11 protein-coding genes and 1 riboswitch are annotated in these 12,046 nt (G+C 55.6%); of the genes, 6 read left to right on the top strand and 5 right to left on the bottom strand.

The window, feature by feature from the left end; all coding sequences use genetic code 11:
- Window positions 1–30 precede the first annotated feature (30 nt).
- Together H7U36_RS13810 and H7U36_RS13805 are read left to right on the top strand one after the other, a co-directional pair.
- Window positions 31–612, top strand: coding sequence for a TetR/AcrR family transcriptional regulator (locus H7U36_RS13810; protein WP_330637150.1), 582 nt, complete (start codon window positions 31–33; stop codon window positions 610–612).
- Window positions 613–690: 78 nt separating this feature from the next.
- Window positions 691–2,040: an MATE family efflux transporter gene (locus tag H7U36_RS13805; RefSeq protein WP_205156350.1), complete on the top strand. Its 1,350-nt coding sequence runs from the start codon at window positions 691–693 to the stop codon at window positions 2,038–2,040.
- A gap of 635 nt (window positions 2,041–2,675) precedes the next feature.
- On the opposite strand, the gene H7U36_RS13800 is transcribed toward H7U36_RS13805, so the two are convergent.
- The gene (locus H7U36_RS13800) at window positions 2,676–3,716 is read right to left on the bottom strand and encodes a molybdopterin-binding protein (RefSeq protein ID WP_205156360.1); all 1,041 of its coding nucleotides are present in this window, start codon (window positions 3,714–3,716) and stop codon (window positions 2,676–2,678) included.
- 8 nt (window positions 3,717–3,724) lie between these two features.
- Window positions 3,725–4,273, bottom strand: a complete 549-nt coding sequence (gene moaC, locus H7U36_RS13795; RefSeq protein WP_191428227.1) for a cyclic pyranopterin monophosphate synthase MoaC — start codon at window positions 4,271–4,273, stop codon at window positions 3,725–3,727.
- Window positions 4,274–4,474: 201 nt separating this feature from the next.
- Here moaC and H7U36_RS13790 point away from each other — a divergent pair, with 201 nt between their 5' ends.
- The 3 genes from H7U36_RS13790 (at window position 4,475) to pflA (ending at window position 8,150) form a co-directional block, all read left to right on the top strand.
- Window positions 4,475–4,804, top strand: a complete 330-nt coding sequence (locus H7U36_RS13790) for a hypothetical protein (RefSeq protein ID WP_033126708.1) — start codon at window positions 4,475–4,477, stop codon at window positions 4,802–4,804.
- Window positions 4,805–4,868: 64 nt separating this feature from the next.
- Window positions 4,869–4,950: riboswitch (ZMP/ZTP riboswitch) on the top strand.
- A gap of 117 nt (window positions 4,951–5,067) precedes the next feature.
- Window positions 5,068–7,320 (top strand): formate C-acetyltransferase, encoded by a 2,253-nt coding sequence (pflB, locus tag H7U36_RS13785; RefSeq protein ID WP_138304218.1) that lies wholly within the window; start codon window positions 5,068–5,070, stop codon window positions 7,318–7,320.
- A 95-nt stretch (window positions 7,321–7,415) separates the two neighbouring features.
- Window positions 7,416–8,150: a pyruvate formate-lyase-activating protein gene (gene pflA, locus H7U36_RS13780; protein WP_242842881.1), complete on the top strand. Its 735-nt coding sequence runs from the start codon at window positions 7,416–7,418 to the stop codon at window positions 8,148–8,150.
- A 61-nt stretch (window positions 8,151–8,211) separates the two neighbouring features.
- Here the strand turns inward: pflA and H7U36_RS13775 are convergent, their stop codons facing one another.
- Window positions 8,212–9,012 (bottom strand): NifB/NifX family molybdenum-iron cluster-binding protein, encoded by an 801-nt coding sequence (locus H7U36_RS13775; protein WP_205148763.1) that lies wholly within the window; start codon window positions 9,010–9,012, stop codon window positions 8,212–8,214.
- Between the two features lie 129 nt (window positions 9,013–9,141).
- Window positions 9,142–10,368 (bottom strand): LTA synthase family protein, encoded by a 1,227-nt coding sequence (locus H7U36_RS13770; protein WP_205156349.1) that lies wholly within the window; start codon window positions 10,366–10,368, stop codon window positions 9,142–9,144.
- Here H7U36_RS13770 and H7U36_RS13765 point away from each other — a divergent pair.
- Window positions 10,360–11,157, top strand: coding sequence for a hypothetical protein (locus tag H7U36_RS13765; protein WP_205156348.1), 798 nt, complete (start codon window positions 10,360–10,362; stop codon window positions 11,155–11,157). The genes H7U36_RS13770 and H7U36_RS13765 overlap by 9 nt on opposite strands.
- A 98-nt stretch (window positions 11,158–11,255) precedes the next feature.
- Here the strand turns inward: H7U36_RS13765 and H7U36_RS13760 are convergent, their stop codons facing one another.
- A complete protein-coding gene (locus tag H7U36_RS13760; protein ID WP_330637147.1) occupies window positions 11,256–11,756 on the bottom strand; it encodes a prolyl-tRNA synthetase associated domain-containing protein in 501 nt (166 codons plus the stop codon).
- Window positions 11,757–12,046: the final 290 nt, after the last annotated feature.

Below are 12,046 nucleotides of genomic sequence, written 5' to 3'. Positions count from 1 at the left end.
TATGGTAATCCACAGATAAGGAAAGAAGGGATGACCATGACGCGGATCACGAAAGACCCCAAGGAGCGCAGGCAGGAAATCATCGACACTGCCATGAGGGTGTTCTATGAGAAGGGATATGAGAAGACCGCCATTGCGGACATCGCCCGGGAAATGCACGTGGCCCAGGGACTCTGCTACCGGTATTTCTCCTCCAAGGAGGAGCTCTTCGACACGGCCCTTGACCAGTACGCCCAGCGCCAGGTGGACCGGCTCCTGGCTGCCACCAACCTGAACCTGCCCCTTGCGCAGCTCATCGAGAGCATGCCCTCCTTCCCGGAGGTAGAGCTGGACGACAGCTACGCCCAGAAGCTCTGCCACCAGGAGGGCAATGCAAAATTTCACAACCAGCTCGCCCTGAAAATCTGCGCAAAGCTCCAGCCAGTGGTAGCCCGGCTCCTGGCCCGGGCCGGCGAGGGGGGAGAACTCCAGATAAAAGATCCTGACACCGCCGCCTCCTTCTGCGTGTACGGTCAGCTGGGAATCCTGCTGGACCAGAACATCCCCGCCAGTGAGCGGACGGAGCGGATCCACAGCTTTCTCTTGGAGCTGATCCGGCATTTTCAGGCTTAAACACAAAAAGAACTGCCTCAGGCAGTTTTTTTATAAAACACAAGTGAATGATATTCACTCATTAAGGAGGAATGAACAATGAACCTAAAACTTGACTTCATCAGCGGAGACACCAAAAAATGCCTGGCCGCCATGGCGCTGCCTCTCATGGCAGCCATGTTTCTCAATATGGCCTACAACCTTGTGGACAGTCTCTGGATCGGCAACCTGCTGGGAGAACGCGCCTACGCCGCCCTGACAAACGCGATTCCTGTCATCCTGATCCTGAACTCCATCGCCATGGGCGCCTCAAACGGCGTATCCATCCTTCTGTCCCAGGCTGTGGGGGCAGGAAAAAAAGAGACGGCGGAAAAGATGATCACCACCTCTCTTCTCGCCGCCATCGTCTTCTCCCTGGGCCTCACCCTGCTGCTGGAGCTTCTCCTTCGTCCCATCCTGGGCCTTCTTGGCACACCGGATGAGCTCATGCCCATGGCCTGGCAGTATCTGGCCATCTACCTGTCCGGCTATCTGGCCGTCTTCCTGTACTGCTACTTCACCGCCGTGCTCCGCAGCTTTGGCAACAGTGTCTTCCAGGTCGTTGCCATCCTGATCTGCACAGTCCTCAACGCGGTCCTGGACCCTGTCTTCATCCATCTGATGGGCTTCCGGGGAGCGGCCGTGGCCACGGTCCTGTCCCAGGCGCTCTGCCTTGTCTTCATGCTTGCCTATCTTGCGAGGAAGAAATTCTTCCATCTCCGGCTGCGGCAGTTTGACAAAAGCCTGCTTTTGCCCTTTATCGCAAAGGGCGTTCCCTCTGCCTTCCAGCAGAGCATTCCGGCCATCAGCACCAGCTTTCTCACTTCCCTTGTCACCGGCTACGGCATTTCCGCCCTGGCCGCCTACGGGATCACAGGGAAGCTGGAGACCATCCTGTTCTACCCGGCCATGGCCTTCAACATGGCACTCACAAGCATCGTCGGCCAATGCACCGGGGCAAAAAGATACGACCGGGCACGGGACTACATGAAGGCATCCCTTCTCTCCGGCACAGCCCTCCTTCTGGTGCTGTCCGCCCTGGTGACTGTATTTGCAAGGCCTCTTGCCCTGCTCTTTGTGGACAGCCTGCAGGCTGCAGAAATCGTGGCCGTGTATTTCAGGATCGTGGGGGCCGGCTACCTCTTAAACATCCTCACCAACTGTTTCCTTGGAAGCCTGAACGGCATGGGCAGGCCCTCCCAGAGTCTGCTGTGTATGGTCCTCTACTATCTGGTCGTGCGTATGCCGCTGGCCTGGCTCCTCTCACACCTGGGCTTTGGGCTTGAGGGCATCTGGACCGCAGTCCTTATGAGCCACGTGATTGCGGCAGCCGCCTCCGCCTTTGCAGCCCTGCGACAGCTTCACGCCCAGAAAACTGTACACATGGAGGTGGAGAAAAGGCACTGGTAGCCCCCCTGCTAAAAACGGTTGAAATCTTCTTGCGTCATTGCAGATTTTTATCAGATATGTTATAGTAAACATGTAAAAAGGAACAACCGCCAAAGTGGTTGACCTTATAACAGAGCTTTAGATTACCACCCTGCAACCGGTCAAAGTTTTAAGGGTGGTTTTCTACTGGCTAAAACACTACTTGACAAACATAAATACGAATGTCAGCAATGCCAGAATGAACATTCCAAAAGCCATCAGATCTTTAAAGTCAAACGGTTTTTTGTCCATCAGCATCACCCCCATTCTATGTAGAATAGAGGTCAGCCACCCTGTAACACAGTTGTTCCTTCTATAAGATAACATAATTCTATCTTCTTATCAATATACTTTCCAAAATTATGTTTGTGGAACTACTACTTATTTTTCTTGAATATTCGGTACGGATATGCTATATTGTAAACATAAAAAAGAAATTGAAAGCGGCTTCCCCTCAACAATGAAGCTATACCGCTAAAAGCGGCAAGCCGTCACTATTGCAGTAGTGGCGGCTATTTCTTTCCCCTGAAAATCTCATAACAGAGACCAACAAGAGCAACAATGAAAATCAACAACTGGATCAGAGGGTAAGCCAGGCAACCGTTTCTTTTCCATTTCTATTTCCCAAACCCACAGTTCGGAAATGTGCACACCGGGCAGGACAGGCACAGTCCGCCCTCTCCCATCCCTGTGAAATCCTCCAGGCTCAGCCGCTCTCCGGCCGCGATCCTTGGAAGCACCAGGTCAAAGATGGTCCGCTTCGCGTACATGACACAGCCGGGCAGTCCCAGCACCGGAATGTCAGGAATATCCTTGCCTTCCGCCCGCTTTTTATATCCAAGCATGAACATGGCGCCGGGCAGGACAGGCGCACCGTAGGTGATGACTTCATCTGAGACATTTCGGATGGCAAGGGGTGTCCTGTCGTCCGGGTCCACGCTCATGCCTCCTGTGCACACCACCAGGTCCATGCCTTTTCTGATCCACTCCCTGATGGCATCCTCCACCATGGAGGCGTCGTCGCTGCAGAGGATATTTCCCGGCACCTCCATGCCGTACTCCAGAAGCTTCTCCTTCACCACAGGAGTGAACTGGTCCTTGATCCGGCCGTGATAGACCTCGCTTCCCGTGGTCACAATGCCTGCCTTCATCTTTCGGAAGGGAAGGAGGGAAAAAATGCTCTCCTGGCCGCAGATTTCCTTTACCCTCTCCATCTTCTCCTCCTCAATGACAAGGGGGACCACCCGCATGCCGGCAATCTTGTCCCCCTTTTTCACCGGAAAATTTCCGTGGCGGGAGGCGATGACGAACTGGCCCAGGCCGTTGACCTGGTCAAGCTTTTCCCTGTCTACCTTCAAAAGCCCGTCCGTGTCCGCTGTCAGCTCAATCTTTCCCTCCTTCACGTCTGAGGGGCTCATATGCTCTCCCTGACAGACCTGGCGCAGGATTTCAGCCCCCTCATTTTCGTGGAGCATCCCCTCCTGCTTCTCCCACACATAGAGGTTCTCCTTGCCCACAGAGAGAAGGACCGGAATGTCCTCCTCCCGGACAACATGTCCTTTCCGGAACACCGGGCCTTTCACCTGCCCCGGTATGATCTGTGTGATATCGTGACAGAGCACGGTTCCCACTGCGTCCTCTGTCCGTATCAGCTTCATTCCCTTTTCTAATCCCATGTCTTCAGTCCCTTTCCTGTCTGCTCTCTGTATTCTGTCTGCCCTGCACGCTGCGGGGCTCTGGCCTTTTCGTTGCGTATCTCGCCGCTCTTGCCCCCTGTCTTGTGAACCAGGTAAACCTCCGTGATCTCCATACTCTTATCCAGAGCCTTGCACATGTCATAGATGGTGAGAAGGGCTGTGGTCACGCCGGTAAGGGCCTCCATCTCCACCCCCGTCTTCCCGGTCACCTTCACCGTGCAGGTGCAGTGGACCGCACAGGCCTCCTCGTCCATGTCAAACCGGATGCGGCATCCGGTGATGGGAAGGATATGGCACATGGGAATCAGCTCAAAGGTCCGCTTGGCCCCCATGATCCCGGCTGTCTGGGCCACTGCCAGCACGTCCCCCTTGCCGACCGTGCCCGCCTTTATGGCGTCAAACACCTGCCGGTTCACCAGGATCGTCCCCGTGGCCTCGGCCTCCCTTTCCGTATCCTTCTTCTCTGTCACATCCACCATGACAGCCCGTCCGCTCTCCTCGAAATGACTTAGCTCCATCCCATGTCCTCCTTCCTGGTCACAGGCCCCTCAAACCGCCCGCATACTGCAGGCTTTGGAAACCTCGATATCCCCATTATATAGGCAGAGGAGAAAAATAACAAGTTTCCATGTATGTGCCTACCTCTTTGTGCTATACTGAATACAGAAATACAGCCCGTCCTGCGCCGCAGGACTCTCAAAAAGAGGAGGAATAAAACCATGCTTGAGACACTTCTTACCCTGCCCGGATTTATCTACCAGGCAGACGGAAAATACTATTTCCTTGGAAAATGGATCTGCAGCGAGTGCACCGATGTGGACGCCACTGACTGCGTGACCATGTACCAGATGTCCCGGGACGCAAAGGAGGAAAAGGAGACATCCTTCTACTTCCAGAAAATCCGCGCCTACAGTGATTTTGCCCTGGAGGTCCCCTATGACCCGGAGAAGATCCGCGCCAATATGCAGACTCTTCTCGCCGGCCTCTCCGACCAGGCCGCGGCGGGGCTTAAGAAGCAGATCTGCCAGGTGCAGGAGGACATGCAGTAGACGTTCTGTATACAGCAGGCAGATTTTTTTTACTTGACATTTCTTTGGGAAATGCTATATTAGAAAGTACTTATACGACTGACGGAAGTGGAATGGACCACATGAAGTATAGGGAATGAAAAGAGCCGACCGTCTGGGCATAAAACATATGCCCGGAGGGTCGTTTTTTTGTGCGATACGCCGGAGGGGGCCCGCCGTGCCTGCACAAGCGGGCATCCGGCAACGCAGCGGATTTCGGGCAGCGTATGAAGGAGGAAAATCATATGATGCAGCAAACACAATGGAATGGCTTTGAGGGAAGGCTCTGGAGAGAAGAAATCAATGTGCGTGATTTCATCCAGCACAACTATACGCCCTACGAGGGGGACGCCTCTTTCCTGGAGGGGCCGGCAGACTCCACCCGGCTTCTCTGGGATGAGCTGCAAAGGCTCCAGAAGGAGGAGCGGGCAAAGGGTGGCGTCCTGGACATGGACACAGATATCGTCTCCACCATCACCTCCCACGGGCCGGGCTATATAAGCCAGACCTTGAAGGACCAGGAAAAGGTAGTGGGTCTGCAGACGGACAAGCCCCTGAAGCGGGCTTTCATGCCCTTTGGCGGCATCCGCATGGCAGAGGAGGCCTGTACTACCTACGGCTATACCCCGGACCCTGTGCTCCACAAATTTTTCAGCGAGTACCACACCACCCACAACCAAGGCGTGTTTGACACCTACACACCGGAGATCAAGAAGGCCCGCCACAGCAAGATCATCACCGGCCTGCCGGACACCTACGGCAGAGGCCGCATTGTGGGAGACTACCGGCGGGTGGCCCTCTACGGTATCGATCTTCTGATCCAGTCCAAAAAAGAGGATTTCGACCACTGCGGCTACGGCTCCATGCGGGACGACATCATCCGCCAGAGGGAGGAGCTGGCAAAGCAGATCCGGGCTCTGAGGCAGATGAAGGAGCTGGCAGCCTCCTACGGCTTTGACATTTCCCAGCCCGCCGCAAATGCCCGTGAGGCAGTGCAGTGGCTCTACTTCGGTTATCTGGCAGCCATCAAGACCCAAAACGGGGCGGCCATGAGCGTGGGGCGCATCTCCACCTTCCTGGATATCTACATCCAGAGGGACCTGGCAGCCGGCACACTGACAGAGAAGGAGGCCCAGGAGCTCATCGATCACCTGGCCATGAAGCTGCGCATGGTAAAATTCGCCCGCATTCCCTCCTACAACCAGCTCTTCTCCGGGGATCCGGTGTGGGCCACCCTGGAAGTAGCGGGCATGGGCCAGGACGGGCGCTCCATGGTGACAAAGACCGACTACCGCTTCCTCCACACCCTGGAAAATATGGGGCCCTCTCCGGAGCCCAACCTGACGGTTCTCTACTCCACCCGTCTGCCGGAGACCTTTAAGGCCTACGCTGCCCGCATTTCCATAGATACCAGCTCCATCCAGTATGAAAATGACGACGTGATGCGGCCCATCTGGGGAGACGACTACTCCATCTGCTGCTGCGTGTCCGCCACCCAGACCGGGAAGGAGATGCAGTTCTTCGGCGCCAGGGCCAACCTGGCAAAATGTCTCCTCTACGCCATCAACGGCGGTGTGGACGAGCGCACCAAGGAGCAGGTAGGGCCGGAAAGCAGGCCCATCACATCCGAATATCTGGACTACGACGAGGTGATGCACCGCTTTGACTCCATGATGGGATGGCTGGCAGGTCTCTACGTAAATGCCCTGAATCTGATCCAGTACATGCACGACAAATATTATTATGAGTCCGCCCTCATGGCCCTCATCGACACAGATGTGCGCCGCACCTTTGCCACAGGCATCGCCGGCTTCTCCCACGTGGTGGACTCCTTAAGCGCCATCAAGTACGCCAAAGTACGCACTATCCGGGACGAGGACGGCATCGTGACGGACTACGAGACCATTGGGGATTTCCCCAGGTATGGAAATGACGATGACCGGGCGGACGACATCGCGGTCTGGCTTTTAAAGACCTTTATGCAGAAAATCCGCCAGCACCACACCTACCGGGACTCCGAGCCCACTACCTCCATCCTCACCATCACCTCCAACGTGGTGTACGGCAAAGCCACCGGCTCCCTGCCTGACGGGCGCAAGGCCGGAGAGCCCCTCTCCCCCGGCGCAAACCCAAGCTATGGAGCGGAGAAGAGCGGTCTACTGGCCTCCCTCAACTCCCTGGCTAAGCTGCCCTATGAGTGGGCCCTGGACGGCATCTCCAATACCCAGACCATCCACCCGGACGCGCTGGGCCACTCCGTAGAGGAGAGAGTGGACAACCTCACCTCCATCCTGGACGGCTATTTCTACCAGGGCGCCCATCACCTCAACGTCAACGTCTTCGGCGTGGAGAAGCTCATCGACGCCATGGAGCATCCGGAGAAGGAGGAGTACGCCAACTTCACCATCCGGGTATCCGGCTACGCGGTGAAATTCATCAGCCTGACAAGAGAACAGCAGCTGGACGTGATCGCCCGGACCTGCCACAAGACCATGTAACCTAGCTATTGCACACAGGAGGAACTTGTAAGATGGAACACCTGTCAGAATACCCCTCACAGCCAGACTCACAGCCGGACATCAGCGGCGGCCATATCACAGGCCTTGTCCACTCCACAGAGAGCTTTGGCTCCGTGGACGGGCCGGGCATCCGGTTCCTCGTCTTTCTGCAGGGCTGTCCCCTGCGGTGCCGCTTCTGTCACAATCCGGACACCTGGGCGCTGACCTCCGGCCAGGCACTCAGGATACGCGCTGACGAGCTTCTCGCCCAGGCTCTCCGCTACCGCCCCTACTGGGGCAAAAGCGGCGGCATCACAGTCAGCGGCGGGGAGCCCCTGCTCCAGCTGGATTTCCTGATAGAGTTTTTCAGGAGGGCAAAGGAGGCCGGAGTCCACACTGCCCTGGACACCTCCGGCGCTCCCTTTGCCCGGGAAGAGCCATTTTACAGCCGGTTTCTGGAGCTGATGAAGTACGTGGACCTTGTGCTCCTTGACCTGAAACTGATGGACCCGGCAGGACATCGGAAGCTGACCGGCAGGGAAAATGACAACATCCTGGACATGGCCGGTCTCCTTGATACGCTTAGCGTGCCGGTCTGGATCCGCCACGTCCTTGTCCCCGGCCTCACAGATGAGGAGAGGGACCTGCGCGAGATGGACGCCTTTATCCGCTCCCTCTCCAATGTAGAGCGGGTGGAGGTGCTGCCCTACCACACGCTGGGAGTCTACAAGTGGAAGGAGCTGGGCATCCCCTACTCTCTGGAGGATGTCCTTCCCCCTTCCGCCGGGGAAATAGAAAAGGCAGGGCGCCTTCTGCATGCTGACCGCTAGCAGAGGGCGCCCTGCCTATTTCATGTCTTTTTCATTTGTCCGTACTTTTCCCGTACACTCCTTAATGTCCGCACCCGTGATGACCTTCTCCGTGCCCTCCGCACCCATGGTGTCCCTCGCCATGTCCTTGGCAGTCATGATGCCCTTCCCCGTGGCCGTGGTGGTCGCAGTTGGCCTTTGCGTTTGGCGAGAGCTTTCCTGCCAACAGCTCCTCCACCGCCTGGTCCGCGTCCCCTGACACTCCAGCGTAAAGCTGTATACCTGCGGCGGTCAGCGCCTGCACGGCGCCTCCGCCGATGCCTCCGCAGATAAGCGCCTCCGCTCCCAGGGCAGACAGCACGCCCGCCAGGGCTCCGTGTCCCTGGCCATCCGTGTCCGCCACCTCCGAGGCGATGACTTTCCCGTCCTCCACGTCATAAATCTTAAACTGCTCTGTGTGTCCGAAATGCTGGAACACCTGGCCGTCTTCGTAAGTAACTGCTATTCTCATGATCCCGTCTCCCTTCGGCTTTTCATATTTCCGGCTGATGGCGTATTTGTAGCATCCGCCGCAGGCCCTGCAGCCTCCGTCTCCCCGGCAGAGCTGATAATCTCCTCCGCCGATAGAGAGAGTCAGCCCCTCCACCAGCACCTTCGCCAGCTTCTTTCTGGCGGAGGCGTAGACAACCTGGACCGCGGTGCGGGAGATCTCCATCTGCCTTCCGCACTGCTCCTGGGAATATCCCTCCCCATCAATGAGACGGATCGTCTCATACTCATCCACAGTCATATTCACGGTCTCTTGCTTATTTCCTCCCACCGGAGCAAATACAAGAGTCTGTGGATAGTCACACACTCGCCTGCATTTTCTGGGTCTTGGCATTTCTCATCTCCTCCTGTCGCGTTTCTCTCTCCTTGTTCGGGTGGCTGCTGCCACTTCTTCTTTAAAGTATAGGCTTGTTTCGGGCATATGTCAATAATAATTTTGGGTATATGCCAAAAACCGGAAGGCCTACGGCACAGCCTTCCGGTAATAATCCGTCTCAATGATCAGCTCTCCCAGCCGCAGCCGGCAGTCCGCCACATACTTCTTGTTTTCCACATACACATTCTGCTCTTCCTCTGTCATCTCCACGCCCGGGGCAGGCTGAAACTCCTCCGTGTATCTGCTGTAGGTCCCCTGGTCCGTGATCCAGGACCTGGAAAAGAATATAGCCATGCCCTCCTGATCGGAAAACACATCCGTGCCGGCCAGCAGCCGGGAGTCATACTCCACCCCCAGAAGGTTGAGCATGGTGGGTAGGATATCTACCTGGGAGCAGATCTTTTCCACCTCCACAGGCTCCTTCATGCCGGCTGACCAGAGGATCCAGGTGTTCCGGTAGACATCCAGATCTACATTCTCCTCGTCCAGCGTCTCCACTGAGTCAGAGCCGAAATCCCGGCCTGCCAGCTCCTCCAGGATGTCCAGGTCCGAGTAGGGCACATGGTCCGGCGCCATGGCGATCAGCGTGTGGTCCGCGATCCCCGCCTCCTCCAGGTCCTCCAGCAAATGGGTCAGTCCCTTCTCCAGCTCCATCCCAGCAGCCATGTATGCCTTTGTCTTGTCGGAGTAGGGAAGATCCTCCACCTGCTCCCAGTTTCTCCTGGACATCTCATTGCTGTCATACCCGTAGGGCAGATGCATGCTGATAGTGAGGTAGTAGATATTGAAGGGCTCTCTGTCCACATAGTCCGCAAAGGTCTGCTCCACCATGTAGTCATCCGACTGAGGCCAGTACTCACGGCCGCTCTCATTTGTCTCCTTTGTGACCGGGCGCCCGCACGCGTCCGCCTGCCTCCACTCATAGCCCAGATTGGGGTGGGACAGCTCCCGCCCATACATATTCTGGTTAAAATGGTAGCCAATGGAAGTGTAGTCCTCCCCGTTCAGCGCATTTGCCAGCGTAAAGGGAAGGTAGGTGGACCGCTTTCCGCTCTCAGTCAGACTGACGGGAAAGCCTGCGCGGGGATAGAGGCCTGTCAGGTTTTGAAACTCTCCTCCCGATGTGCTTGTAAAGTGCAGGGGCGTGTAAAAATTTTTAAAGACAAATCCCTCGGTGGACATTTGATAGAGAGTGGGTGTCAGCTCCGGGTCGATCATATAGCCGCTGAAGCCCTCGGCTGTGATAAAGATCACATTGTATCCCTCAAACAGGCCGGTAAATTCGTTCTGCCGGACAGGCTGCAGGTGTTCCACATCTATATGGGGCTGGATATGGAGTACGCCCCTTTGTTTCTGTGCGCTGCGGCAGCCTGGGGGTTTCTGGCGTCTGCGGCGGTGTCTCTTCTGCCGGAGAGGGCCGGGCGGATCGTGGGAGCGATACTTACTCTGCTGATGTCTGTCGTCTATATGGCGGAATGTATATGCAAGCAAATCCTTCAGCAGTATTATCAGATCGTGGGCGGGCTGGACACAGCTGCCGGCAATCATCTGGGAGACTACAAAGACGCGGTGTGGCAGGCTCTGAGGGAGAATATGCCGGGTTTTTTCCTGCTGGTGGCGCTGCCCCTGGGAGTGTGGTTCTTTACAGTTAGCAGGACAGTGGAAAAGGAGCCGGGGGAGACGGAAGGTAGGATAGAAAGTAAGACGGGGAAGGCAAGACGCCGGAAGATGCCGTCGCTGTTTCTCGGGGCGGCAGTGGCTTTCCTCGTCTGCTTCCTGGCCGGAGTCTTCCTTCTGCCGTGGAAAGGGGAAATCACGCCCGCTTATCTGTACCGGACGGATCTCTACACAGACGACCAGGTGGAGCAGCTGGGACTTGGCACTATGCTCATCCAGGATCTACGCCACAGCCTGTTTGGTGTGCCGGAGCAGGAGATGCCCCAGGTGGAGGAGCAGGCAGAGACGGCGGAAGCGTCCGGGGAGGCGAAGGAAGAGGAGTTTGGATACAACATGCTGGACATAGACTTTGACGCTCTGGCGGCCTCCGCGTCCAGCGAGGAGGAAAAGTGGCTCAGCGAGTATTTCGGCACAAGCTCCATATAGACAGCCAGCGCTGCCAGAACAATCAACCTTTTTCTCATTCTCTTTATCTTCCGTAACGCATTATTTATGACTATTATACACCTGCCTGTCTCTGACTGCTAATAGTCTTTCTTAATAAAATAGAAAACCCGGAACTTTATCCGGGTTCCAGGTTTTCCATCTACTCTTGACAGCTCCATAATCTTAGCCTTGTGATAAATGCGTGGAAGAAATTTGTTCAGAAGATCCGCTGTCTTCAGCTTCAGATGATCCGTGTTGATCCCCGGATTACATCCGAACCATTCCGCGTCAGCCACTTCTTTGTCTATGATGAGCTGCACATACTCGTCCTCATCGTTGACCAGTCCCATGACAGAGGCGGAGCCCGGCTTTGCTCCCAGGTGCTTCTCCATCATCTCTGCCGATGCAAAGGACAGATGTCCCACACCCAGCTTTTTCTCCAGGGCGGACGTGTCCAGCTGCTTTGCGGCAGGCATAACTATGAGAAAAAAGCTGGTCTTCTTCTGGTTGCACAGAAAAATGCTCTTTCTTATCTCTGTGCCGAGAGCTCTGTCGATCTCCTCGCACTCTTCCATTGTCTCCACCACATCGTTTTCCACTCTCTCATAGGGGATGTGGAGCTTGTCCAGAAGCTGAAATACCTTTTTCCTTTCCCTTTGGCCTTTATCTATTAAACTTTTGCTGTCTACTATTCTATCAGTATTCGGCTCTGTTTTGCAAATAAAAAACAGTCTGCTTTCACAGACTGCTCAGACTGTAGACAAAGTCCCCGGTTTACCCCGGGGCTTTTCTATTGTAGTTATCAACATTTCAATGATCCTTCCGGTTTTTATCAAGAAAAATCCCCTACTTATCAACTCTAAAGTTAAGCGGTACGTTCCCTGCACAT

Origin of the sequence: Faecalicatena fissicatena, assembly GCF_016900595.1 — a bacterium.
In the GTDB taxonomy this organism is placed as follows: domain Bacteria; phylum Bacillota; class Clostridia; order Lachnospirales; family Lachnospiraceae; genus Claveliimonas; species Claveliimonas intestinigallinarum.
The sequence above is the reverse complement of the archived record's forward strand: the minus strand, read 5'-3'. Positions and strand labels throughout refer to the sequence as shown.

Coding starts and splice junctions, on each gene's coding strand:
- H7U36_RS13810 (WP_330637150.1), top strand. CDS start 31: ATGACCATGACGCGGATCACGAAAGACCCCAAGGAGCGCAGGCAGGAA.
- H7U36_RS13805 (WP_205156350.1), top strand. CDS start 691: ATGAACCTAAAACTTGACTTCATCAGCGGAGACACCAAAAAATGCCTG.
- H7U36_RS13800 (WP_205156360.1), bottom strand. CDS start 3,716: ATGAAGCTGATACGGACAGAGGACGCAGTGGGAACCGTGCTCTGTCAC.
- moaC (WP_191428227.1), bottom strand. CDS start 4,273: ATGGAGCTAAGTCATTTCGAGGAGAGCGGACGGGCTGTCATGGTGGAT.
- H7U36_RS13790 (WP_033126708.1), top strand. CDS start 4,475: ATGCTTGAGACACTTCTTACCCTGCCCGGATTTATCTACCAGGCAGAC.
- pflB (WP_138304218.1), top strand. CDS start 5,068: ATGATGCAGCAAACACAATGGAATGGCTTTGAGGGAAGGCTCTGGAGA.
- H7U36_RS13775 (WP_205148763.1), bottom strand. CDS start 9,012: ATGCCAAGACCCAGAAAATGCAGGCGAGTGTGTGACTATCCACAGACT.